The sequence below is a fragment of the Pseudoalteromonas sp. ABV4_021 genome (assembly GCF_056159365.1).
The window spans coordinates 3,013,250-3,037,630 of record NZ_JBSWVB010000001.1 but is presented as its reverse complement, the minus strand read 5'-3'; the positions used below and the strand labels follow the sequence as shown (position 1 = coordinate 3,037,630).

26 protein-coding genes are annotated in these 24,381 nt (G+C 40.8%); 18 read left to right on the top strand and 8 right to left on the bottom strand.

Features of this window, described 5'->3' with window-relative positions:
• The first annotated feature begins 71 nt into the window (after window positions 1–71).
• The gene (locus ACXAFE_RS14075) at window positions 72–815 is read left to right on the top strand and encodes a helix-turn-helix domain-containing protein (protein WP_475153542.1); all 744 of its coding nucleotides are present in this window, start codon (window positions 72–74) and stop codon (window positions 813–815) included.
• An 80-nt stretch (window positions 816–895) separates the two neighbouring features.
• Here the strand turns inward: ACXAFE_RS14075 and ACXAFE_RS14070 are convergent, their stop codons facing one another.
• Window positions 896–1,309 (bottom strand): MAPEG family protein, encoded by a 414-nt coding sequence (locus ACXAFE_RS14070; protein WP_475153541.1) that lies wholly within the window; start codon window positions 1,307–1,309, stop codon window positions 896–898.
• Window positions 1,310–1,408: 99 nt separating this feature from the next.
• Between ACXAFE_RS14070 and ACXAFE_RS14065 the strand changes: the two genes are divergently transcribed.
• Window positions 1,409–2,401 carry a GlxA family transcriptional regulator gene (locus tag ACXAFE_RS14065; protein WP_475153540.1) on the top strand — a complete coding sequence of 331 codons (993 nt, stop codon included), beginning with the start codon at window positions 1,409–1,411 and terminating at the stop codon, window positions 2,399–2,401.
• Between the two features lie 22 nt (window positions 2,402–2,423).
• Here ACXAFE_RS14065 and ACXAFE_RS14060 read toward each other — a convergent pair whose 3' ends face one another.
• A complete protein-coding gene (locus ACXAFE_RS14060) occupies window positions 2,424–3,698 on the bottom strand; it encodes a Xaa-Pro dipeptidase (protein ID WP_475153539.1) in 1,275 nt (424 codons plus the stop codon).
• A 188-nt stretch (window positions 3,699–3,886) separates the two neighbouring features.
• Between ACXAFE_RS14060 and ACXAFE_RS14055 the strand changes: the two genes are divergently transcribed.
• The 4 genes from ACXAFE_RS14055 to ACXAFE_RS14040 all read left to right on the top strand — a co-directional run bounded on the left by ACXAFE_RS14055 (window position 3,887) and on the right by ACXAFE_RS14040 (window position 9,580).
• Complete coding sequence (locus ACXAFE_RS14055; RefSeq protein ID WP_475153538.1) at window positions 3,887–5,035, top strand: efflux RND transporter periplasmic adaptor subunit; 1,149 nt, start codon at window positions 3,887–3,889, stop codon at window positions 5,033–5,035.
• Window positions 5,036–5,044: 9 nt separating this feature from the next.
• Window positions 5,045–8,173: an efflux RND transporter permease subunit gene (locus tag ACXAFE_RS14050; protein WP_475153537.1), complete on the top strand. Its 3,129-nt coding sequence runs from the start codon at window positions 5,045–5,047 to the stop codon at window positions 8,171–8,173.
• Window positions 8,174–8,338: 165 nt separating this feature from the next.
• Window positions 8,339–9,370: a GGDEF domain-containing protein gene (locus ACXAFE_RS14045; RefSeq protein WP_475153536.1), complete on the top strand. Its 1,032-nt coding sequence runs from the start codon at window positions 8,339–8,341 to the stop codon at window positions 9,368–9,370.
• Window positions 9,371–9,379: 9 nt separating this feature from the next.
• Complete coding sequence (locus ACXAFE_RS14040) at window positions 9,380–9,580, top strand: hypothetical protein (RefSeq protein ID WP_054979358.1); 201 nt, start codon at window positions 9,380–9,382, stop codon at window positions 9,578–9,580.
• An 11-nt stretch (window positions 9,581–9,591) separates the two neighbouring features.
• On the opposite strand, the gene ACXAFE_RS14035 is transcribed toward ACXAFE_RS14040, so the two are convergent.
• Window positions 9,592–10,374: a TSUP family transporter gene (locus ACXAFE_RS14035; protein WP_475153535.1), complete on the bottom strand. Its 783-nt coding sequence runs from the start codon at window positions 10,372–10,374 to the stop codon at window positions 9,592–9,594.
• Between the two features lie 453 nt (window positions 10,375–10,827).
• On the opposite strand from ACXAFE_RS14035, the gene folM reads away from it, so the two are divergent.
• Genes folM through folX form a run of 3 tightly spaced genes read left to right on the top strand, consistent with a single transcriptional unit; the run spans window position 10,828 to window position 12,464 of the window.
• The gene (gene folM / locus ACXAFE_RS14030; RefSeq protein ID WP_475153534.1) at window positions 10,828–11,535 is read left to right on the top strand and encodes a dihydromonapterin reductase; all 708 of its coding nucleotides are present in this window, start codon (window positions 10,828–10,830) and stop codon (window positions 11,533–11,535) included.
• Window positions 11,536–11,544: 9 nt separating this feature from the next.
• Window positions 11,545–12,099, top strand: coding sequence for a GTP cyclohydrolase I FolE (folE, locus tag ACXAFE_RS14025; protein WP_010561370.1), 555 nt, complete (start codon window positions 11,545–11,547; stop codon window positions 12,097–12,099).
• Window positions 12,100–12,101: 2 nt separating this feature from the next.
• On the top strand, window positions 12,102–12,464 hold the full coding sequence (gene folX / locus ACXAFE_RS14020; RefSeq protein WP_475153533.1) for a dihydroneopterin triphosphate 2'-epimerase: 363 nt from the start codon (window positions 12,102–12,104) through the stop codon (window positions 12,462–12,464).
• On the opposite strand, the gene ACXAFE_RS14015 is transcribed toward folX, so the two are convergent.
• A complete protein-coding gene (locus ACXAFE_RS14015) occupies window positions 12,461–12,883 on the bottom strand; it encodes a YqaA family protein (protein WP_475153532.1) in 423 nt (140 codons plus the stop codon). The two genes, folX and ACXAFE_RS14015, sit on opposite strands and share 4 nt — an antisense overlap.
• A gap of 91 nt (window positions 12,884–12,974) precedes the next feature.
• Here ACXAFE_RS14015 and ACXAFE_RS14010 point away from each other — a divergent pair, with 91 nt between their 5' ends.
• Complete coding sequence (locus ACXAFE_RS14010; RefSeq protein ID WP_475153531.1) at window positions 12,975–13,472, top strand: TlpA family protein disulfide reductase; 498 nt, start codon at window positions 12,975–12,977, stop codon at window positions 13,470–13,472.
• 118 nt (window positions 13,473–13,590) lie between these two features.
• Window positions 13,591–14,040, top strand: coding sequence for a c-type cytochrome (locus tag ACXAFE_RS14005; RefSeq protein WP_010561374.1), 450 nt, complete (start codon window positions 13,591–13,593; stop codon window positions 14,038–14,040).
• A 68-nt stretch (window positions 14,041–14,108) separates the two neighbouring features.
• Here the strand turns inward: ACXAFE_RS14005 and ACXAFE_RS14000 are convergent, their stop codons facing one another.
• Complete coding sequence (locus ACXAFE_RS14000; RefSeq protein WP_475153530.1) at window positions 14,109–14,762, bottom strand: cytochrome b/b6 domain-containing protein; 654 nt, start codon at window positions 14,760–14,762, stop codon at window positions 14,109–14,111.
• A gap of 219 nt (window positions 14,763–14,981) precedes the next feature.
• Here ACXAFE_RS14000 and ACXAFE_RS13995 point away from each other — a divergent pair, with 219 nt between their 5' ends.
• The 3 genes from ACXAFE_RS13995 to ACXAFE_RS13985 are packed head-to-tail and all read left to right on the top strand — an operon-like array spanning window position 14,982 to window position 16,815.
• A complete protein-coding gene (locus tag ACXAFE_RS13995) occupies window positions 14,982–15,806 on the top strand; it encodes a helix-turn-helix domain-containing protein (protein ID WP_475153529.1) in 825 nt (274 codons plus the stop codon).
• 26 nt (window positions 15,807–15,832) lie between these two features.
• Entirely contained in the window at window positions 15,833–16,519 is a 687-nt protein-coding gene (locus ACXAFE_RS13990) for an AzlC family ABC transporter permease (RefSeq protein WP_475153528.1), read from the top strand.
• Window positions 16,513–16,815, top strand: a complete 303-nt coding sequence (locus ACXAFE_RS13985) for an AzlD domain-containing protein (RefSeq protein WP_475153527.1) — start codon at window positions 16,513–16,515, stop codon at window positions 16,813–16,815. The genes ACXAFE_RS13990 and ACXAFE_RS13985 overlap by 7 nt, the downstream gene beginning before the upstream one ends.
• 35 nt (window positions 16,816–16,850) lie before the next feature.
• Here the strand turns inward: ACXAFE_RS13985 and ACXAFE_RS13980 are convergent, their stop codons facing one another.
• Entirely contained in the window at window positions 16,851–18,002 is a 1,152-nt protein-coding gene (locus ACXAFE_RS13980) for an iron-containing alcohol dehydrogenase (RefSeq protein WP_475153526.1), read from the bottom strand.
• Between the two features lie 142 nt (window positions 18,003–18,144).
• Between ACXAFE_RS13980 and ACXAFE_RS13975 the strand changes: the two genes are divergently transcribed.
• The 3 genes from ACXAFE_RS13975 to ACXAFE_RS13965 all read left to right on the top strand — a co-directional run bounded on the left by ACXAFE_RS13975 (window position 18,145) and on the right by ACXAFE_RS13965 (window position 20,025).
• The gene (locus ACXAFE_RS13975) at window positions 18,145–19,017 is read left to right on the top strand and encodes a LysR family transcriptional regulator (protein WP_475153525.1); all 873 of its coding nucleotides are present in this window, start codon (window positions 18,145–18,147) and stop codon (window positions 19,015–19,017) included.
• An 83-nt stretch (window positions 19,018–19,100) separates the two neighbouring features.
• Complete coding sequence (locus ACXAFE_RS13970; protein WP_054979349.1) at window positions 19,101–19,583, top strand: glutathione peroxidase; 483 nt, start codon at window positions 19,101–19,103, stop codon at window positions 19,581–19,583.
• A 1-nt stretch (window position 19,584) separates the two neighbouring features.
• Window positions 19,585–20,025, top strand: coding sequence for a MarR family winged helix-turn-helix transcriptional regulator (locus ACXAFE_RS13965; protein ID WP_054979348.1), 441 nt, complete (start codon window positions 19,585–19,587; stop codon window positions 20,023–20,025).
• Between the two features lie 286 nt (window positions 20,026–20,311).
• Here ACXAFE_RS13965 and ACXAFE_RS13960 read toward each other — a convergent pair whose 3' ends face one another.
• The gene (locus ACXAFE_RS13960) at window positions 20,312–20,491 is read right to left on the bottom strand and encodes a PA3496 family putative envelope integrity protein (RefSeq protein ID WP_040641207.1); all 180 of its coding nucleotides are present in this window, start codon (window positions 20,489–20,491) and stop codon (window positions 20,312–20,314) included.
• Window positions 20,492–20,769: 278 nt separating this feature from the next.
• Between ACXAFE_RS13960 and ACXAFE_RS13955 the strand changes: the two genes are divergently transcribed.
• On the top strand, window positions 20,770–21,588 hold the full coding sequence (locus tag ACXAFE_RS13955; RefSeq protein WP_475153524.1) for a YggN family protein: 819 nt from the start codon (window positions 20,770–20,772) through the stop codon (window positions 21,586–21,588).
• A 73-nt stretch (window positions 21,589–21,661) separates the two neighbouring features.
• Here ACXAFE_RS13955 and ACXAFE_RS13950 read toward each other — a convergent pair whose 3' ends face one another.
• Window positions 21,662–24,364 carry an HD domain-containing phosphohydrolase gene (locus ACXAFE_RS13950; protein ID WP_475153523.1) on the bottom strand — a complete coding sequence of 901 codons (2,703 nt, stop codon included), beginning with the start codon at window positions 24,362–24,364 and terminating at the stop codon, window positions 21,662–21,664.
• Window positions 24,365–24,381: the final 17 nt, after the last annotated feature.

The following is a 24,381-nucleotide window of genomic DNA, read 5'->3' as shown; positions in this document are numbered from 1 at the left end:
TCCAATGACTAGCCAAGAATAAGTGTGTTTGCTGGCCAGCGACGGACAATTAACGAATTAAGGAATATAAAATGACATTAGGTGAAAAGTTAAAACAATTAAGACAAGAAAAAGGGTTAAGCCAACCTGAATTAGCAGCTGAAGCCGGTATTGAACAATCGTATTTATCAAAGTTAGAAAATGATAAATCGCTACCATCGAATGATATCTTGCGGAAAATACTCGCTGCGTTTCAGGTGTCACTGAATGACTTTGTAACAGACGAATTAGTGCAAAAAGACATGTCACGGCTAAAGCAAATACCCGATGTAGAGCAGCTTATTGCACAAAAATCACAAAACCAATTTGCGCAAAGACGCAACTTTTTATTGGCAGCTAGCTTAAGCATTGTACTGGCAGCGACCTTGTTCTTTATTGGTTACAGTAAACTTATTTTTAATGAGTATGTTTACCACTATGAATCGATTGGCGTAGTCAAAGATGACGAACCAGCAGATATATTTTCGCGGTGGGAAAGGTATTATTTAAATACAGGTGAGGAGTTGTCGGCATTACAAAGGCAGAAAAAACATAAATCCTTAAGCTTAGAAATGGCAAAGCGTCGCGTTACATTAGTGCAAATGACACCTGAATATAAAGGCCCAAGCTATACCGAAACAGTTGCAGGGGGCAGACGCATTTATAAGCTTGATAACTTAATGAGTAAAAAGATTCGCCGCCCAATTAACTCATGGCTGCAAGTGCTTGGCGTACTGTTATTTGCATCAGGCATAATGGGATTTGTATTAGAAAGGCGCTTATTTAAACTGAATTAGGGTTAATAAAGCTAAGCTTAATAAAATAAGCCGATCATGTTAAAGCACTTAATGGCTAATTAAGTGCTTAACGTTTTACCTTAGAGCAACTGAGTTAATAAAAACGTCATCCACATTGCCATAAGTAATAGTGCACTTAAGCCAAATGCATAGGTACGCCTTTTTAAATTGCGTGCGGAGATATGCTCTAAGGCATGCCAAAACCGTAGCGCAACATAACTCCAAGCAGCAATCATCCAAATGAGCGTTTCAATAGAATGAAACGATAAAAAACCTAACAAAATAATAAATAAAACTGGCTGTTGAAACTGATTGTCATAACTGCGCCCTGCTAACAGAATGTCTTGCGGCATTTCGCGGTAATCGAGATTTTGTACTGTTTTATAATTGAGTTGTTTTTTACGTACCGCAACAATGCGCTTTGTCGCTGCGCGGATCAGTAAATAAAAGGTCAGTACTAGCAGTGCCAAAATAGGGCCGTATATCCAAATCATGTGTCTTTTTCTCCTTAAGTAAACACGATAAGGCCTAGTGTATTGCTAAAAAGATTGCTATAAAGTGTCTTAACTGACTAAAAAAGGTTAATTAAAGACATGCACAAAATTGGTATATTGGTTAATCAAGGTGTGATGGCAACCGCAGTTACAGGTGTAATTGATGTACTCAATGTGGCGAATGGTGTTTACAAAAAACGCACTGGCGCAAATGCAGATGCCTTTAGTTGGCAGTTAATCGGTGTCGATAAAAAATACGTAGAGTCGAGCCAAGGATTAGTATTTAAAGCAGATGTATGGCTTGAAGAAACCAGTGAATTTGATGTGGTAATTTGGCCTGGTAGCCAATATCGCAGCGATCAGGACCTTTGGCAGCTATGCAAAAGCCTAAAGCCGTTTCATCCGCATATTGTTAAGCTTGCCGAAAATGCTGAATTGGTAATGTCGGGATGCACTGCTGTACCGCTGCTGGCGCACACAGGCTTACTGGCTGATAAAAAAATTACCGCGAGCTGGTGGCTAGATAGTTTTTTTCAACGTCATATAAAAGGGGGCAAACTCGATACCAGTGAAATGTTGCGACTTGATGGTAAGTTTTTAACCTGTGGTGCAACATCGAGCTTTTTGCTATTAACTTGGTACTTGGTGCGCCATTACTTAGGTAAAGATATTGCCGACACTGTTGCTCGTTATCTATTGATAGATACTGAGCAGGTAAAACAAAGCGCATTTTTTGCGTTGAATGATTTACCTGAGCATCAAGATGGGGAAATGAGAAAGCTAGAGCAGTGGATCAGCGATCACTTGGATAGCAGTATTGATGTATCAACTATGGCGTATAAGCTTAATATTAGTGAGCGTACATTAACTCGTCGATTCAAAAAGCTGTTAGGGGTTGCGCCTATGCAATATGTGCAAATTGCACGCATTGAACGCGCGTGTGGTTTATTAAAAACAACCAGTAAAACAGCGCAGCAAATTGCATTGAGTTTAGGTTATCAAGATGACGCCGCGTTTCGTAAATTATTTATTAAACATAAAGGCGTTGGTATGGGCGAATACCGCAGAAATAAAGAATTTTTTGAATTGTAAAAAAGGGGCAAATGCCCCTTTTCTATTTCATTAAATTAACTTCAACCTTGCCGTCTTTTATAACGAGATCAACCTGCTCCATTGTACTGATATTCTCAAGTGGATTACCTTTAACCGCGATTACATCGGCAAACTTACCTGTATCTAACGAGCCAAGAGAATCTTGCTGTTTAAGTAACGTTGCGGCATTAATGGTTGCCGCTTGTAGCGCTTGTAACTCAGTCATGCCAAATTTCACCATGCGGCTAAATTGGTGGCCGTTGTCACCGTGAGGATATACACCAGCGTCAGATGCAAACACCATATTCACCCCCGCTTTTACCGCTTTAGTGAAACTCGCACGCTGACGCGAACCTACTTTACGTTCTTTATTTAAACTTTCTTCTAGAATACCGGCCTTTTTACCCTCGCTAAGAATATATTCGGTGTTGTAGATATCCATTGAGAAGTAAGTGCCTTTTTCAAGCGCTAACTGGATTGCCTCATCATCTACAAAGCTGACATGCTCAACCGAATTAACACCTGCTTTAATTGCCGATTTAATACCATCGGTACCATGGGCGTGTGCAGCAACCGTTAGGCCGCGTAAATGAGCTTCATCGATAATCGCAGTCATTTCTTCTTGTGAATACTGCTGTGCGCCTACTTTGGTGCCTTTTGATAGTACGCCACCGGTAGCGCAAAATTTAATAACATCGGCGCCGTATTTGATGTTTTCACGCACTTTTGCTCGCACTGCCCAAGGGCCATCGGCAACACCTTGACTCGTCACTGCATGTTCATGGGTTAATAAATTATTATCACAGTGTCCGCCAGTAACGCCTAGGCTTGGCCCAGCCGCAAAAATACGAGGGCCAGGTACGTCGCCCTCTCTAATTGCATCTTTTAGCGCGATATCGGCGTAACCTGGTGCGCCTAGGTTACGTACTGATGTAAAACCGGCCTCTAATGTACGTTTTGCATTACGCACTCCGGTAATTGCAGAGCGTTGCGTAGTGCGTTGCAGACGTTTGTAACCATGTACCTGGGCGTCACTTGTTAAATGCACATGCATATCAAAAAGCCCTGGCAATAGTGTATAGCCTTTTAAGTCCATAATTTTGGCATCAGGTGCGTAACCTTTGCGATTGCTTTTGCCAACGCTCACAATTTTATTATCTTCAATCACTAGTGTGGCTGGTTTAATTAATTTGCCTGTATTGATATCGATTGCCGCATCGGCATTTAATACAAGCTGCTCCGCCATTGCCGAAAAACTACTGAGTGTTGCTAACGCAATAAGTGTACGTTTAAACATAATTACAAACTCCTGCTGATTTTTTATTTGTTATCCCATAGCTGTTCGTAATAGTGAAGAAAAACTCGATAATTAACCAAGTTAAAAATCCACACGGCAAAAATAAACGTAACATCATGGTCATAGGCTAAAATTATTTGAAAAATTAGGTTATATTTAGCGTGTATAAAATCAACAGGAAGTCATAAATGAAAGCGTTACTCGTCAAGATTTTAGTACCAATTGGTATTTTTATTATCGGAGCCTTAGGTTTTAGTTTAATCAAAGCAAGCGCCGCCGATGATGGCGAGAAAAAGCCTGTTGATACCCGCCCTACGGTAAGTGTTTCAACATTAAAAGCGGTTGAGCATCAAGTTGTATTAACCAGTTTTGGTGAGGTAAAGCCACTTGAAACAACGCGCTTAGCGGCGCAAGTATCGGGCGAAGTGATGTCTTGGCATAAGAACTTTGTCGTGGGTGGCTTAGTAAAACGTGGTGAAGTGTTATTCACCATTGAAAAAGATAATTATCAGGCTGCATTGTTGCAAGCCGAAGCCGCACTTACTAGTGCACAAGCGGCGCTAATTGAAGAACAAGCAAAAGCACAAGTTGCGGAAGATGAAGCCAAACGCTTTCCGAATAAACCACGCACCGATTTATTCTTAAGAAAACCACAAGTGCTTAGCGCACAAGCACAAGTAAAATCAGCACAAGCAGCATTAATGCGCGCACAGCGCGACCTTGCTGATTGCGAAGTAAAAGCACCTTACGATGCGCTAATTATTTCGCGTGATATTGGCGTTGGCCAGTTTGTTAATAAAGGCACTCAAGTGGCCCAGCTAAACAACATTGAAACTGCTGAAATCATTGTACCGATTGCTGGTTTTGATAGTTTGTTTTTGCCTTCACCGCTTGCTGAAACACCCGTAAATATCTCTTATAAAGGCGTTAATGGCTTTGCTCGCCAAGGTAAAATTGCGCGTGACTTAGGGGTAATTGATAGTGCAACGCGAATGAGCCATATCGTGGTTCAGGTTGACGATCCATATAATCTTAAAAGCCAAGGTAGCGACTTAAAATTTGGTAAATATGTCGAAGTGTCGTTTAGCGGTCAGCAACTATCGCAAGTATTTAAATTGCCACAAGAACTTGTGAATAACCGTACTGTATGGGTTGTTGATAACGAGCAAAAGCTGCAAGCCAAAGAAGTAAATATATTGCGCAGTGAAGGGGCATTCTTTTTGATTGATAAAGGCCTTACTAATGATGAGAAGCTGGTACTAACACTGCCGGAATACCCGCAGCAGGGCATGGCGGTAAAGCTAGCAGCAAGTAAATCAAGCGAAGCGCTAAAGTAAGGGCCAACCATGAAACACAATCAACAAACAGGGTTAATTGCCTTTTTTGCCAATAACTCAGTTGCCGCCAACTTAATGATGTTCTTCATTATTTTAATGGGCATTGTGAGCTACGCAACGATTCAGCGACAAATGTTTCCCAGCATTGAAATTAACTATATTACGGTTAATGCCAACTACCCAGGCGCCTCTCCACAAGAAATTGAAGAAGGCATTTTAATCAAGATTGAAGAGTCGATTAAAGACATTACTGAAATTGAAAAAAGTATTTCGCGTGCGTTTCGTAATGGCGGTAGCGTAACCCTAGAGATCGACCCTGATAAAAACTTGGCTGAAGTACTCGATAAAGTAAAACTGAGAGTGGATGGCATTGCCACTTTTCCTGCTGGCATGGAGCCCGTTACTGTTTCGCAGATAGAATTTCAGCAAGATGTTATCAATATGGCGTTAGTCGGGGATTTACCGCTCACTCAGCTAAAACCAATTGCACGCCAAGTTGAGATTGAATTGCTGCAATTAAAAAATGTTTCACTGGTTAACTTAAGCACGCCTGACGATGAAATAGCGGTTGAAATTCAACCCGATCAGCTGCGTAAATATAATCTTACCTTAAGCCAAGTAAGTGATGCGATTCGTCGTTATTCTGCCAACATTTCAGCAGGCCAACTAAAAACCGACTCAGGCATTATTTCTGTGCGTGTAGAAAATCAGTTTTATAAAGGTGATGAATTCCGTCAGGTCCCAGTTAAGGTGGGCAGCAATGGCGCAAAAGTATTGTTGGGCGATATTGCTGAAATTAAAGACCAATTTGTTGAAGGTGAACGCTATTTCCAAATGTCGGGTGCCAATGCGATTTCTTTATCGGTAAAAGCAACTAAAGATCAGAATATGATTCCGGTAGCGGAATCGGTAAACCGCTATATTGAAGAGCGTAATAAAACACTGCCACCGGGCGTGCAGCTTGAAAGCATTGTTGATATGACATACTACCTAAATGCGCGTCTCGATATGATGCTGAAAAACCTGTTTCAAGGTGCGATTTTAGTTGCCTTAATGCTAACCCTATTCTTGCGCTTTAAATTGGCACTTTGGGTTATGGTAGGTCTGCCAGTGTGCTTTTTGGGTGCCATGATGATGATGCCGATGGTCGGCGTTAGCATTAATATTGTATCGCTTTTCGCCTTTATTATGGTGCTCGGTATTGTGGTTGATGATGCCATTGTAATTGGCGAAAGTGCCTATAGTGAAATTGAACGGTCCGGCCCCGGCGTAACAAGTGTGGTGCGTGGCGCGCAGCGGGTAGCGACACCTGCGACTTTTGGTGTACTAACCACCATTGCGGTATTTGCGCCGTTTACGCTATCAAGTGGACCTGAAAGTGCATTTTTTGTCAGCATCGCGGCAGTCTCTATTTTGTGCTTAATCTTTAGCTTGATTGAATCTAAGCTAATTTTACCCGCTCACTTGGCGCACACCCATTTTAGTGAAGTAAAAACAGATGGCTTTAGAGCCAAGTTTAACAAGCGATTTTTTGGCTTTGTAAATGGTCCTTATCAGCGTTTTGTTATTAAGTGTGTGGAATGGCGCTACGCTGTATTTGCTGTATTTGTTGCGCTACTAATGATTAGTGTTGGCTTGCTTGCAGGTAACTATGTGCGCGTTGTACCAACGCCAAAAGTACCACATGACTTCCCTACTATTCGTATTGAAATGAACGATAACGTTTCAGATATGCAAACAATTTCCGCGTTGCAAACAATTGAAGCTGTGATCACACAAATAGACAAAGAAACCCAAGCAAATACCGGACAAACTATGATCCGCGACATGTTGGTATTTAACCAAGGTCGTACCGAAGGCCAACTTGTTGTTCCTTTGGTTGATGAAGAATTAAGACCATATAACACCTTTGAACTGTCGCGTCGTTGGCGTGAAGCATTACCCGAAATTCCGGGGCTTAAATCAATTAATATTCAAGATGATGTAAACGGTGGCGGTAATGATGGCGAATTTGGTTATCTGTTATTTGGCCCAGATATCGACACCTTAAATGCTGCAGGTCGTCAGTTTATTGCCATGCTGCAACAACAAAAAGGTCTGTTTGATATTAGCTCGACAATCGACCCTGCCAGTAAAGAAGTGCAAATCAGCTTAAAGCCTGTTGCGTATGATCTGGGGCTTAATCTTGCCAATATTGCTAATCAGGTAGGCGCGAGTTTTTATGGTGGCGAAGCGCAGCGAGTCATTCGTAATGGCGAAGAAGTGCGGGTAATGGTGCGTTATCCTAAATTAACACGCGAAGCGTACTCGTCACTTAAATATACCGTTATCACAACACCTGGCGGCAAAGAAGTTATGCTAGGAGATGTTGTTGATTTAGTTGAAAAGCCGGGTATTAGTTATATTCGCCGTGAAGGCGGTTATCGCAGTGTGTATATTTGGGGCGCGATTGATGAAGAAGTGGTTGAGCCTGACGCCGTTGTTAAATCGGTTAAAGACGAATTACTCCCACAACTTAAAGACCAGTTCCCAACAGTAAAATCTGAACTTGGTGGCTCAATTGAAGAGCAGCAAGCGCAGGCCAATGAGCAGAAACTGTTTTTCGTAGCTGGTATGTTTATTGTGTATATTTTACTGGCAGTGCCACTGAAGAGTTATTTCCAGCCGTTAATTATTATGTCGGTGATTCCATTTAGTATGGTGGGAGCAATTTGGGGGCATTTCTCGTTTGGTTTAGATATTTCATTGATGTCGACCTTTGGTCTTATTGCTGCAGCTGGGGTGGTTATTAATGACTCCCTAGTTATGACCGACTTTGTTAACCAAATGCGTGCGCAAGGCGCATCGATAAAAGAGGCGGTAACAAAAGCGGGGTGTGCACGTTTTCGTGCAATTACACTGACCTCAATTACCACATTTGTTGGGGTATTACCGATTATGTTTGAAACCAGCTTACAAGCACGCTTTGTTATTCCAATGGCGGTTGCTCTTGGCTTCTCGGTGCTGTTTGCCACATTGGTAACACTCGTGCTAGTGCCATGTATGTACCTTATCTTACAAGATCTTGGTAACGGGCTTATTTGGTTATGGAATAAAATCACCAGCCTTCTTGGAAGGAAAACCAGCTTACAAAACTAACTGAAAAAGCCCTATTTATTAGGGCTTTTTTATTGCTTTAAATCGCTATAAATCTGAATAGTTTTTAGCAATTCAATTTTCCTCGACTACACTTTTTAAGAACACTTATATTGCGGCTAAAAATCGTACACGAATTATAGCTACGGAACGCATAAGGATTATAAAGTGGAGTTTCGTTTGAAGAATACCTTATCTCACTCAGCTGAGTGTTTACGCAAAGCGGTGCCGTTAATGGTTAAGTACAATATTGCGGTTACGCCCGCAAATTATGCGCTTTGGTATAGCTATGTATCAGGTAACCATCCCAAGTTAAATCAAAAGCTCGACTCTGCATTAAGAACCTTTGGTACTTGCCCGCCAGCATTGTCGCGGGATTTATTTGAAGAGTTTTTATCAGACAAAGATCTTGAGCTGTTTGATTCAGTTGCTGAAGACATTAATGCGGTTGTTGCTGAGGTTGAAAAGAACGTAGGGCAAACCTTAAATTCAGCCAATGACTTTAGTGAAGTTTTGAGCTCATGTAATCAAGAGCTAAGCGATTTTTCAAAAGAAGACGCATCAGAACGAGATATTTTAGAATTAGTTAATAAGCTGTCGGAAGAATCAAAAAGTATGCAGCATACAACCGAGCGTTTTCAGCAGCAATTACGTGCTGCATATCAAGAGATTTCCAAACTGCGTAGTGAGCTCAATGAATCGAAAAGAGCGGCATCAAAAGATGGTTTAACAGGCCTTAATAATCGTAAGTCATTTGACGAAGATCTCGACCTATTGTGCAACAGTCACCACAGTGTTTTAAAGCTCTATTTAACCATTGTGGATATCGATAATTTTAAACAGTTTAACGATGATTTCGGTCATCAAAAAGGTGACCTCGTACTAAAAGTGGTTGCTGAAAGATTAAAAAAACACGCCGATGAACTGAATGCTGCGTATCGCTATGGTGGTGAAGAGTTTTGTATTTTGAGTCAGTTTAAAGATAAGCGCTCAGCAGTTAATTATTTAGAAAAAATCCGTGTCGATATTGAACGTTTGGCGTTAAAAGACAATAAAACAGGTAAATCATTGCGCAGTATTTCAGCCAGCTTTGGTGTGGCTGAGTTTGATGGTGAATCGTGTGAAATGCTTCTCGAGCGTGCAGATAAAGCACTGTATAAAGCGAAAGAATCAGGTAGAAACTGCATTATTGTTGCTTAAGGAACAACGATGACAACGTTAATTGAAATGTTAGCGATGCAAAGAGCGCAAAGCGAAGGACGTCTTAAAGTGACGGCTGATGATATTATGTGGGCGCAAGCCAACATAGATTGTTTTGAAGCGTTGCGAGATTGTATGGGATTAGATGTTGCCGATAATGACGTACTATTTGACGACCAAATACGCAGCTCTGAACGTTTACCTGAGTAACCTGAAGAGTTTTATAAGTTGCCAATTATTTCGTACAAGGTAAAGGCAACTTCAAGACCAATGAGCATTAGCAAAAAGCTTAATAACACCGATTTAGGTACTTTTGCGCAGCAATATGCGCCAAGAGGTGCGCCTATTACAACAACCGGAATCGCCGCCAATACATATTGAGATATTGGCGCGGTTATCGCGTTTAAATATAAGAAATTTATACCGCTAGCAAATACTGATGTTACCGCCATAACGATTACTGACGTGGCAGTCGCGACTTTTAAATCAGCTTTAAAATGCAGCATTAACAAGGCAAAAATAGCGATATCTGCCCCTGAGCCAATCAAGCCACTGACGATACCGCCTAACAACGCCACAAATACCACTAAGGCATTTTTCTTTTTACAGCTTAAGTCTATATCTAACTGCTGTTTACCTTTCCAATGAGCACGAAGCAGGGTGATGGCAAAGACTAATAAAAAAACGCTAAACAGTGATTTTGTGACCAATCTAGGCAGAAGATCAGCAATAAACAACAAGCTGATAGCGACGCCGGGTAATGCGCCAAAAAGCGCAAGTAATACAACCGAACGGTAATATTTGATGCCGCTAAATATAATGGTGAGACTGGCAGCGGTCATCCCAAAGCTCTGAATAGCAAGTGAAAATACTTTTGCAGTAGCAGGTTCAATTGCCAGCACTTTAGTCATGACTGGAAAAGCAACAGCACCGCCGCCAAGCGCTGTACCGCCTGCAACAAATGACCCGAATGCCATGGTAATCGCAATACTAATTTGCGACATAAAATTAGCCAAGGCACTGTTTATTCCCTGCATGAATAGCCAGCAAATATAAGTGCTAGCTAAAAATAAAAGGGGAATGTATTGACGGTAGCTTCGGTTTTTAAAATTCATGGACAGCGCTGTCATTATTGGTTGCTTACAAAATAGCAAAGTATTTGATGCAAAGACAAGGTAAATAATTAAAGCGTTACCTTGGTGTGCGCTATCGGCTAACTCACATAGAATATGCCACGCAGCTTCCGCTGTGTATAAAACCCTATCAAGCTGCTACAAAAATGAATTTACTGAAGCAAGCAACCAAGAAATGGCATGTTACAGATCTAAGCGTCGTGAAAAACAGTATAAATCTCGGTGTAATTTAGTTTAATTTGCTTAACCACTTAATAAATCAAGAAGTTAGGTTTATAGTTAAATTAGAAACAAAAAAACTCAACGATAATTTATTAAAACTATATGGCAACAATATTAATTACCGGCGCGGCGCAGCGTATTGGCCTTGATTTAGCAAAGCATTTTTTAAATAAAGGCGACAAACTGATTATTACTTATCGCACTAAACATGCGTCAGTAAATGAGTTGTTGGAGCTTGGCGCTATTTGTTTAGCATGTGACTTTGAGCAAAGTGATGCCGTAGAAAAGTTGGTAGAACAAGTTAAAAGCCACACTAACGAACTCAGTGCGATTATTCATAATGCATCAAGTTGGGATTGCGAAAGCAAGAACCCAGACTTTAATAATTTATTTGATAACATGATGAATATTCACGCAAAAGTGCCCTATTTATTAAACTTAGCACTCACGCCTTTATTGCAAAATAGCAGCGACGAGCACAGTGATATTATCCATATTACTGATTACGTTGTTGAAAAAGGCAGCCCAAAGCATATTGCTTATGCCGCAAGTAAAGCGGCACTTGATAATTTAACGCGTTCATTTTCTGCCAAGTTAGCGCCAAAAGTGAAAGTGAATTCGATTGCGCCGTCATTAATTATTTTTAATGACCATGATGATGATGCATACCGTGCAAAAACCCTGAAAAAATCGATTATGGCGTTAGAACCCGGCACAGCAGAAGTTATTAATGGTATCGAAATGATTCTAAACAGCAATTATATGACAGGACGCACATTGCAACTCGATGGTGGTCGTCACCTAAAATAGGATAGAACAATGGAAAAGAAACTAGCTGAAAACTACCGACAAATTATTGAAGCGGTTGGCGAGAATCCAGAGCGCGAAGGCCTGCTTGATACGCCAAAACGAGCGGCTAAGGCAATGGAGTACCTGACAAAAGGTTATCGCCAAACGCTTGACGAAATTACCAACAATGCAGTGTTTACCTCAGATGCCGACGATATGGTGTTGATCCAAGATATCGAGCTGTATTCAATGTGTGAGCATCATCTATTACCCTTTGTTGGTCGTTGCCATATCGCCTATATTCCTGATGGTAAAGTACTTGGGTTATCAAAGTTTGCGCGCATTGTTGATATGTTTGCACGCCGCTTTCAAATTCAAGAACAGCTTACGCATCAAATTGCTGAAGCGGTGCAACAAGTTACTAACGCGAAAGGGGTAGGTGTTATTGTTGAGGCTAAACACATGTGCATGATGATGCGCGGTGTAGAGAAACAAAACTCTAAAATGCGTACGTCTGTGATGTTGGGTAATTTCCGTGAAGATCCAAAAACCCGCAATGAATTCTTGCAGTTAGTTAAGGGGTAACTATGCTCAATGCGATTATAAATATAACAAATTTACGCCTGCGCACTTACATTGGCTTTAACCCTGAAGAGCGTGAAAAAAAGCAAGATGTGGTGATTAATATTGAAGTGCATTATCCGGCCGATATGGCCTGTGTTACCGACCAAGTAGACCAAGCGGTAAACTACAAAGACATAACCAAAGCAGTGATTGAGCTGGTGGAAAATGGCCACTTTTTGCTGCTTGAAAAATTGGTGGCCGATGTACTGGAAGAATGTCATCGCCATTCAAGTGTAACATTTGCCAAAGTGTCTATCGATAAGCCACATGCATTGCGCTTTGCAGATTCGGTATCGCTTACGCTTGCATGGCAAAAGCAAAACTAAAAAAACTGTAGCGCCATAGCGATAACTATGGCGTATCGCAGTGCTTTTCCAATAGCTACAAGCAATACGAAAATAGAAAACTGCACCCGCATAATGCCAGCAACAAAGGTGAGTGGATCGCCCACAATGGGCAGCCAAGCTAATAATAAACTCGCTCTGCCGTAACGATTAAAGCTATGCTGTGCTTTTTCTAGTTGCTGCTCAGATACTGCAAACCACTTTCTATCTTTAAAGCGATTAAGCTCTTTTCCTAACCACCAATTAACGCAACTACCTAAAGTGTTACCCAATGTTGCACTAAACCACAGCAAAGCAATGTTGTATTGTTGCTGGGTGAGATAAGCAAGCATGCCTTCAGAGGCTGTGGGAAGTAGTGTTGCAGCAATAAATGCGGTAAAAAATAGTGATAGGTAGCTCAAACAAGGACTTAAATATTACTCAGTGATAGCTTGACGCATGATGCTAAATTTTTAACACTGAGTCCAGCGTAAATAATTATATGGAATATAAATGAAATACCTATTACCTCTGATGTTGCTAGGAACGCTAGCAGGTTGTGCGCAAACGCCAAAAAATCAAACCACCTACCAGAAACCCAATTACGAAACCTATATTGCTCAAGGTGAATCTTTTCCTATCTCACAATTTAACGATATGAAAGGGGAGACGGTTGAGTTGGCCGAAGACAAGCGCAAGTTAGTGTTACTTTTCGCCACTTGGTGTAGTGATTCACAGCGTTTTGTTAAACAGTTAATGGCATCGCCACTTATCGCAGACCCTGATCTGCAGATTGTTGCGATTGGTCGAGAAGAAGATACGCAAAGCTTAGTGAACTTTTCAGAAAAGTTTGCAACTAACTTCACCATGGTGGCTGATCCAGAACGTAAAATTTACAGTCAATTTGCCAACGCGGGTGTGCCACGCATTATCTTGTTAGATAAGCAAAATCGCGTGGTTTCAACCTTGATTGGTGAAGCGCCAAACACCATTGAAAAAGTACTTTGGTAACAAAAGAATACACCATTTGAATCTTATAACGCGTAAATTCGCGGATTGGTCGTTTCCAGTTGCAGCATTGAATGGGATGCTGTAATAATTGGTAAGTTAATAATATTAGGGGCAAACTATGAAATTAAGAACATTAGTTCTTGCAGCTGCAATTGCTGCACCAGCACTTGCAAACGCTAACCCTGCATTCAAAGAAGCAGAGGATGCTATCGAATACCGTCAACAAGCGTTTCAGTTAATTCGTACGCAAATCGCAAATATGGGCGATATGTTAAAAGGTAAAGTTGAATTTAACGCGGAAACTTTCCAAATGCGTGCTAACAATGCTGCGGCATTATCGAAAATGCCTTGGGAAGCGTTTTACGCGGGCACAGACAAAGGCGATACGTCTGCACTAGCGGCTGTATGGTCAGACAATGAAACGTTTATGCAAAAAGCAAATGCGTTTGCTGATTATGCGGATAAACTAGCAGTTGCTGCACAGTCAGGTGACCCAAAAGTAATTAAACCTGCATTTGGCGCTTGGGCAAAAGGTTGTAAAGATTGTCACAAGTCTTTCAAAGATTAATTGCTTAAGTTAATCGCAAAAAAGGTCAGCATATGCTGACCTTTTTAATGTGGTTATTTGGTGTTAGTTTAGCCTATCAATGTACTAATTGACTCAGCGCCCCAAACGTAGAGAATAGCCGTGGCAAGCACTGCAAAGATCGCAAAGCCTAGCCAACCGCTTTTCATTTTGACACTTTGTTTATAACTTTCTGCTGTTTTGCCTGTGATCATAGGTGGCACAAGTGCTTTGCCTTTTAGTTTATAAACAACAATAGCCGCAATATGCAGTGCGATTGCAACCAAGATTAAGTCAAAAATTTTATGATGTAAGCTGCCAGCAAGCGACGATAGGTCGCTGCTCACCATAGCTACTAACGGGCCATCATACATTATATCGTCTGTGGTCATTAAACCCGTAACGGCTTGCGAAACAAGTAATATAAGAAACGCGATCACCATATAACTACCAGCTGCGTTGTGCCCTGGTTTTGCTTGTTGCTGCCCTTTAATCGCTGCGATAGTGCTTTTCGGTGAATGCAGTAATGCCGATAATTTTGCAGTATCACTGCCGATAATGCCCCAAATAATACGTGTTGCTAATAGTGCTAATAGTGTGAAGCCTGCGACAAAGTGCACTTCCATAAGGCTGTTTTCAGCCGAATAGTAAAGTGTTGCAACTAATGCGACCATGCTCCAATGGAAAAAACGGATAAATCCATCCCATACTTGTGTTTTTTGCATTTTGGCCCCTAAAGCGTGTTATAAAAATAAATCAATATGTAAGGTCTTTAAACCCAAATTGAAGTCTTACTATGTTGCCATAAATCAGATGAATACGATAAGCAAATACGTTAAACACCATAAAAAATGTTATTGAGCAATTTTGTACAATTTTAAAAAAACCGCTTGGCTATACTGATTGTGTAAATATTTTGCTCCCTTTATTTTTGAGAAGCGTTCATGGAAAAAACAGTCTTTCAATATCATCAGGATTTAAATGGACTCGAAGTACTAAAAGCGCAGTATAAGCAGCAGAATTTCGCACGCCATAGTCATGAAGGTTATACCATAGGGTTAATTGAAAATGGTGCACAGCGGTTTTTTCGCAGTGGTGAAAATCATGTCGCGCCAGCAAGCAGTATTATCTTAGTTAATGCAGACCAAGTACATAATGGTCAAACTGCGACGGAGCATGGCTGGGGTTACCGTGCTATGTATCCAACTCCAGAGTTATTTGAAGGGCTAACTGATGGGATTGGTAAAGCAAAACTAGGCGCGCCTTATTTTGAACAAGCGGTAGTGTTCGACCCTGTATTAGCAAAGCAAATGGCGGTTACCTTTGATTTACTCGCGACTGAGAAAAGTGTGTTGGCAAAGCAGTCAGCATTGTATCAATTATTAATTAATTTAATTGCTCGCCATAATAAACGAGCTTTTAATTTAAAAGGGCTATCACGCAAACCACAACTAAACTCGGCGCTTGATTATTTGCGCGATTATTATTTCGATAATATTAGTCTGACCGAACTTGCCGCGATTGCTCATATGAGTCCGTTTCACTTTATTCGGCAGTTTAAGGCTGAAACAGGTATGACACCGCATGTTTATCAAACGCAATTTCGTATAAATCGCGCCAAGCAAATGCTACGCTCGGGGCTTGCGATTAATGAAGTGGCACTATCCGTTGGTTTTTATGACCAAAGTCACTTTCATCGATATTTTAAGAAGAATATGGGGTTGACCCCTAAGCAGTACAGCAAGGCAGTACTTTACCAAGTCTCATAAATTATTGGTCAATCAACGAGAATTAAATGAAAACAGCAATTGCTAAAGGGTTTTGGGATATGCTCCCACTCAATCTAGCGGTGATCCCATGGGGTATTTTATGTGGCTCGCTGGCAGTGCAATCGGGTTTTAGTCCGCTAGAAGCACAGCTAATGTCACTATTGGTGTTTGCCGGTTCTGCGCAACTTGTTGCAATAGAACTAATCGCTGGTAACGCCTCACTTATCACCATTTTAGTCACTACTTTTATTATTAGTGCTCGCCACTTTTTGTATGGCTTAAGTGTGCGCCATCGTTTAATTGATAAGCCGCTTAAGTGGCGTTTAGGCTTGGGGTTTTTACTAACGGATGAACTTTTTGCTTTTTCACATCACCATAGGGCATATCAAGGGAAAGTAAGGCTAATTTACGCCTTAGTTGCGGGCGGCAGCTTTTATATCGCTTGGAATATTTGGACACTTATAGGTGTTGTTGCAGGGGCGTTACTGCCAGACCTAACTCAGCTTGGGTTAGACTTCGCGATCGCCTCAATTTTTATCGCCTTGGTGATCCCAAGTATCAACAATTGGCCAGTTTTAATAGCGTGTTTAACCTCGGCTATCAGTATTGTTATTTTTAAACTTTGGCAATTTGAACTTGGACTTATTTTCGCCGCACTGCTTGGCATGAGTGTGGGTTATGTGCTTGAAAGCAGGCGAGGTGCAAAATGCTAGAGATTATTTTTTTGATGGCATGCATCACATTCACAACGCGTTTTTTATTTTTATCTAAGCGTTTGCCCTTTAGCATAGGGCCTAAAATGCAGCGTTTTTTAAGTTTTAGCGCGCCGTGTGTGCTTACTGCGATTTGGGTACCGATTGTATTTGTACAAAAGGGGGAGTTGGCTATTTCGCTCGATAATCCGTATTTAATCGCAGCAGGTGTTGCCGTTTTACTGGCATATCGCTTTAAGAATTTATATGTCACTACCGTGGTGAGTTTGGTGGTGTTCTTTTTACTGAAACTCTAACTGCTTTAAAGCAGTTAGAGTTTAGCAGTGGGCGCTTAAACCGATGCCTTTAATACTGCGCGGCTTATATCAAGTGTTACTTGTTGGCTTTCACCAAGCTCAGTCATACCGTGACGTTCAAGCTGTTCAACGACAGCATCAGCTACTTTTTCATCTAACTGGTAATCGCTTAAACGCGTTGGCATGTTTACCGAGTGGAAAAACGCCTCGGTTTTTTCAATCGCTCGGTCAATAGCTAAGTTTTTATCTTGCTCTGTAATACCCCAAATGCGTTCAGCATACTGCAATAACTTCGCTTCTTTTTGTTGGCGCATCGCATTTATCATGCGTGGCAGCACAATCGCGAGAGTTTGCGCGTGATCTAAGCCGTATAATGCAGTTACTTCATGGCCAAGCATATGTGTAGACCAGTCTTGTGGTACACCTGCACCAATTAGCCCATTTAGCGCCATAGTTGCCGACCACATTAGGTTTTCTCGAACCATCATGTTATCTGGTTCTGCGAACACACGTGGACCATCTTCAATTAGCGTATGCAATAAGCCTTCAGCAAAACGATCTTGCACTTTGGCACCATGGTCAAATGTTAAGTATTGCTCCATAACGTGCACAAATGCGTCAACGATACCGTTCGCTAATTGTCTTTCAGGTAATGTTTTTGTTACTTGTGCATCAAGTACAGCAAACTTTGGTTGTACTTTTTCACTCGCGAACGGCAGCTTGTCGTTGGTGTCGAGCTTAGATACAACTGAATAGCTATTTGATTCCGAGCCTGTAGCAGGTAAGGTAAGTACAACACCAATTGGCAGGGCGTCTGTTACTTCTGCTGCTTTTGCTAAAATATCCCATGGTTCACCATCGAACTTGGCCGCAGCAGCAATAAACTTTGTGCCATCAATAACGGAGCCACCGCCTACCGCAAGTAAATAATCGATGTTGTGCTCTTTTATTTGTGCAACTGCACGCATTGCGGTTTCATAACTCGGGTTTGGCTCAATACCCGAAAACTCAAAAACTTGGTGTTCACTCAGGGCATCGGTTACCTGCTGGTAAATACCATTTTGTTTGATACTGCCACCGCCATAAATAACCAGTACTTTTGCTGACTGTGGGATCTCGTGTTGAATACTTGCGATTTGGCCTTGGCCAAAAATAATTTTAGTTGGATTTACAAAACTAAATTCCATTGCATTGCCTCAATTAGGTACGGTAATTAAAGCCAGTCTAACGTTTTTCTGAGTTGGGAAAATCCCCACCGTTGACAAATCACTTTTGCATGTATGCAATAATAATTGTGTTTTAATTTTTATTTTTGCATAGGTGCTCGGTATGAACTGGCAAGGGATCAACGAATTTTTGGCTGTAGTGGACAGTGGTAGCTTTACTCAAGCCGCTAAAGTGCTTGATGTGTCAACATCACATATTAGCCGTAGCGTCTCGCAGTTAGAGTCGAGATTGGGTGTTGCGCTTTTAAAACGCACAACGCGTTCGCTTAATTTAACTGAAGCAGGGCAGCAATATGCAGCCTCATTACACTCGATTCAATCTGCAATGGAAGAGGCTAACCTTGCGCTGCAAGGTGAACAACAAGAACCGAAGGGCAAAATTAAAATCTCGTGTGCCGGCGATTTTGCCTCCAAGCAAATAGCACCAAAGCTCGCGCAGTTTTGTCAGCGGTATTCACAAGTGTCGATTACCATGGATTTTAATAACCGCAATGTAGATTTGATTGCCGAAGGCGTTGATTTAGCGATTCGATTTGGCCGAATGGCAGACTCTAATTTGATTGCACGGCCTCTTTCAACACGTGTTATGACTTTAGTTGCATCGCCTGAGTACTTAGCAAAGTTTCCTGCACCAAGCCATCCAGAGCAATTGATAGAGCATAATTGTTTAATAGCGGTTACTAACCGTTGGCGCTTTAATATGGGCGACAATATTAAAGAGTTTAAGGTGGCTGGACGTTGGCGCAGCAATAATGGAGAAGCGCTGCTGCAAGCGTGTTTATCTGGCTTGGGCATTGCTCATCTAGCGTATGATATTGTTGGTGACTATATTGAAAGTGGCAAATTAGTAAGCTTATTAGACTCATATCAAGTTGCTGATAACGCCTCTTGGCTGGTTTACCCCAACCGTGATCTAATGCCCTTAAGAGTACGTTTATTAATCGATTTTTTAATTGAAGAGTTTAAATCGAGATGACCGGGATTTATTTCAATTTTTGAACTATTATTGTGCGATTATATCGCGCACGATATATTTGACTGCAATAGAGGAGAAAGCTAATGGCACCATTTTATCAATTTAGTATTAACAGTTTGCAAGGTCAGAATATCGACTTTGCAGATTTTGCAGGCAAAGTCGTATTAGTTGTAAATACTGCGAGTAAGTGTGGATTAACACCACAATATGAAGGTCTTCAAGCGTTACACAAAAAGTATAGCGACCAAGGTTTAGTTATTATTGGTTGCCCATGTAACCAGTTTGGCCAACAAGAACCAGGCTCGCCAGAACAAATTCAGGGCGAATGTTTAATTAACTATGGCGTTGATTTCACTATGACAGAGAAAATCGATGTAAATGGTGAAAATAGCCACCCACTTTATAAGTATTTACGCACTGAATTGTCGGGTATTTTAGGCAATAAAATTAAGTGGAACTTTACTAAGTTTTTAATTGGCCGAGATGGCAAACCAGTTAAGCGTTTTGCGCCTACAACAAAACCGGATGCGCTTGCTAGCTATATCGAAAAAGCGCTGGCGCAATAGTATGACAAGTAAGCCTGAGCAACTGTTAGAAAATCAACTTTGCTTTCCAATTTATGCGGCGTCACGCTTAGTGACGCGGCTTTATCAGCCTGAGTTGGACAAATACAAACTAACGTATCCGCAGTACGTTATTTTACTGATTTTATGGCAGCAAGATGGCGTGACTGTAGGTGAAATTGGGCAGCAGGCAATTTTAAACAATAATACATTAACGCCTATTTTAAAGCGTATGGCCGACAATAACTTAATTGAGCGCAGGCGTGATGATTGGGATGAGCGAAAAGTACGTATTTATTTAACTGATTACGGTAACTCCCTACAGCAGTCGCTTTCGTGCCTACCTTCACAACTGGTAGATAAAGTAGGGTTAGATCTTGATAAGGCGGCCCAACTAAAAGCACTGCTCGGTGATTTAATGTCGCAGTTAAACGAACACAGCTAACCTAAATTTAGGTGAATTCGTTCAGGTTAACTAAAGCGTTTTGTTCTTTGTTGTTGCTTATTGATTTAGTCCGCTGGCCTACAAAGCAACGCCGATATCAAAAAGCTTTGAATTTGAACAGAGTTTAGACCACAAAGCTCAACAAGCTCTACTTTTATGGATTAATTTGTATTGGCTGATTTTTATTATTTTGTGTGACTAAGTTTGGAATTAGGGTTGTGCAATGCCCGCCACATAAAGCATCAACAGTGGCTAATTATTTTTTGAACAATGGCGCGAAATGCTGTTATAGCTCATCCCAGTAATTGTGGGTGTCATCCATGCCAATGGATTTTCGTAATCGCTTTCTTTCTAAAATATCTTCTAAACGTTTTTTAACTTCGCGTTTATGTTCGTTTTCTTGGTTGTTTTCTAAATCGCTATTTAGCGGCTCTTGATTGTTTATGTTTTGGTAATTGTCTTTCATGATCACCCTCAACATTAAATGTTTAAGCACTCATAAACAGTAATAACCATTATTGTATTTTGCGCAAGTAAATATATTTCAAATTACTTGGTCAAATACACAAATCATATGGTTAAATTTACTATTTTTTAGTTTTTACATGCTTTTATAGAAACTTTTAAAGTCATGAAAAATAGTTATCTATTTGTATTTTAATTGTTTTTTAAATTTGGCACTGACCTTGATATAGCTAAATCAACGAGAGAAAAAATTAAAACGCAAAAGATACGGGAATCACTATGAAAAAATTACTTTTAACAACAGCAGTGGCAGCGTGTATTGGCTTATCAACAAATGCAGTAGCACATCAAGATGGTCACGACAGCAATATGAGCTTTTCGTCGGATAGCTGCAATTTAGAATTTAATAACACCTTAGCGATTACGCCTGATACGGTTAATATCAAAGCCGAGTCAGGAGAAGTGGTTATTGACCAAGATGGTAACTTGCAGATTAATGGTGAGGCGCAGTCACTCTCTGCAGCGGATCAAACATTACTTGCCCGTTACTCTAGCGATGTGCGCGGTCAGGTTCCACAAGTGGCTGAGATTGCGATGGAAGGTGTCGCGTTAGCAGGTGTTGCCCTAAGCGAAGTGGGCAATGCATTTGGCTTAAAAAATATGGCTACAATGGAACAAATGATGTCAGAGATTGGCGATGAAATTCATGCGGCATTTTATGACGGCGGCACATTCATAATGGATCAGGGTCGTTTCGATAACATTGGCGACACATTCGATAGTAAGTTCGATCAGCAGATGGAACAAGCAATGGAAGAAATGATTATGGAATCCATTGGCAGCTTGCTGATTACGCTAGGTAGCGAAATGTTAAGTTCTGGCGGCGATATGAGCGAGTTTGAGCAGCGCATGGAACGTATGGGCGAGCAAATTGAAGAAAAAGTTGAGCTACAAGCGAAGAATATTGAGCAAAGAGCCGACCAAATGTGTTTTGACTTTAAAGACCTAGCAATGCAAGAGGATGAGTTACAAGCACGTATTCCGGCACTTGCAAATTACGATGTATTTAAAGTGGAAACGAAAAAATCATCAATCTAAATTAAGGATGTTGAATTTAGATTAAAGCGTCAGTCATCAATGTAAGGGAGCCTAGGCTCCCTTTTTATTCGTACTAGTTCATTTGTTCAGGTTTTAGATATTGCTCAGCGTATTTTTCGGGAATTTTTTCTGAAATGAAAAAGTTTAATAAGGTTTGATCTAATTCTTCATTTGCGGCCAACTTTTGCATAATTTCAAGCGCTTGAGTAAGGGTTTTGGCTTGTTTATAGGGACGATCTGACGACGTTAATGCTTCAAAAATATCGGCAATGGCCAAGATTCTGGCTTCAAAGCTAATCGCTTCACCCGACAAGCCTTTAGGATAACCTTGTCCATTGAGCTTTTCGTGGTGTGCTCCGGCTATTTCAGGTACTCGATTTAAGTGCTTCGGGAACGGGAGCTTTTCAAGGATTTCTATTGTTTGCACAATATGGTGATTAATCGCGTAGCGCTCTTCGTTATTAATTGTTCCTGACCGAATACTCAAGTTATAAAGTTCACCCAAGTTATTTCTCAAAGCAGGCTGTACTAAGGTATATTTTTGCTTGTCACAATTTAGGTTCTGATCTGCTAGCAAATGACTTGTTTTATTCACGAGCAGTCCGATATCCTGAGTTAGTTGGGTTGAGTCATAGCGGGTAAGCTCTTCTTGCGACAGACCAAGACGTTCGTCAAAATAAGGTCGCCACATACGTTGTGATATTTTTTCGAGTTTAGTGATGTCACTGTCAGAAACAAATTCGGCTGTGTTGCAGTATGCAACATGGGCAAAATCTTGTTCTAGCTGATTTATTTGTTGCTGCAATTGGGCTTCAATTTGGTCTTTGTCTACGCTAGCTAGTTGCTGCTTTAACGCAGCAATTTCTAAATCACGTTTTACAACCTCAAAACGCGTTCTTATTTCGTGAATTCGGTTATAGATAGTCTCAAGACGCGTTGCTTTATCAACAATATACTCGGGTGTTGTTACTTTGCCACAGTCATGTAGCCAAGCGGCAATAGAAAGTTGACGTTTTGCACCATCATTAAACTCAAATTGAGGAAATAGCTGCGAGTTACCAGCGTGCGTAGCTAATGCTGTTGCTAGCTCAGGTACGCGCTGGCAATGCTTACCTGTATAGTGTGACTTAGTGTCTATTGCACCTGCAATAACGTGAATAAAGGAATCAAGTAGTTTTTCTTGTTTGTTAACTAGCTTCCTACCTTCGATTGCTACACCAAAAAATGTAGCTACTTGTTCTGCTAATTTTAAGCTGATGGTTTGTTTTTCTGTGGAATTTGGATACAAATAAATTTGTAACCCAATTACTTGTTGCTCTCTGTTTTTAAGTGGAACAAGTAGCTGATAAAGCGCATTATCGCTTTGCGATAATAACGTCTTTAAATCGTTGGGTAGAGCGCTGGTTTTGCTGACTTCATCAAGTTGATATAGTTTTTGCCAGTTAATTTGAGCGAGTGTATTTGTATCGTATTTTTGGCCATCAAAACAGAGTAGTTCTGCGCACAATTTATTGTTTTGTGTAAGTAGTATTAAGCACCCTTGTGCAACCATCATATTAGCTGATTGGCTTGCTATTTTGTCGATAAGCCGCTGCAGGTCGTTTTCTTTTGACAAAGTAGCAAGCAAACTAAAAAACTCATTCAGATTGCCATATAGGTGCTTTAAGCTTATTTTCAAATCCTCAATTTCTTCGACTTTTATATAATTAGAGAAAGGCTTCGGAGTTTCGAAATTTGCTAATTGCGAGGCATAATTTTCAAGTTGCCGAATAGGGCGGGTCATTAATCGAGCGAGGAGGTAACTGATAGGAATTAGAATTAAGCTGACGCTCAGAACGACAAGTAACCAAACATAAAGTTGGTTGTAAATTGGCTGCAAAATATACTCGGCTTTTGTTGCAGCAACTAGCATAACTCCTTGTTTTGTCTGAGGCTCAATGTGTGTTGCACTCATGTACCACTTATCATCGTTTGCAGTGACTTCAGTAAGTTTAGTTAGATTGGTTGATCTAACTAATGTTGCCGATTGGGCTAACCATGTTTGCCATGGCGCAATTTGATGCTCCTCCAGTTGAATACTTTTGCTATCTTGCAATGCGAGTATCTTGTTGCTGCTATTCATCAAAAATAACCAAGTATTAAACTTTAATTTGTCGTGATACATAGATGCATAGAGTGACGTAGAATTTAAATCAACACTTACGGTTAATTGGTTCTGTTGTTTTACTAGTGAAAATATCTTTTTGTTGCTGTATTGGTCTTGGTAGGGTTCTACTAAGGCTAAAGTGTTCGATTTTTGGGCTTGGGTATACCAGGGTCGCTTTGTGTAGTCGATGCTTGCAGCAAGTTTTTCTTGGTCTAATAATTCAAGTGATTGCGTATAATAGATGCGAACCTCTTGAGCGGCGTTAAGGTTTTGCACAATGAAGTAAGTGTTAATTGGTGCATTGGCGAATAATGCCGTTTGCTCTTCAGTACGTTGGTGTAGCGCCCATAGCTCCCCCTTTTGAGTTGCAAACATAATTGCATCAACATGAATATCTTTATGTAAGAACATACTAAGTTCTTTTAAAAGCAGTGGTGGAAATTCATCGAGTAGGGTTTGTTTTGCTTGATAGCGATATATCAAACTGCTAAGCACTTTTTGTGCATTACTATAATCGGAGCGAATGCGTGTAAGCACTTCTTTTAATGCTTGCTGGTGGTTGGTAAGTGCTTGTGTAGTAGCAGACTCTAAACGACTTTGATATTGCAAAAAGATAAATACGCTGCTCATTAGTGTGCAAAAAATGA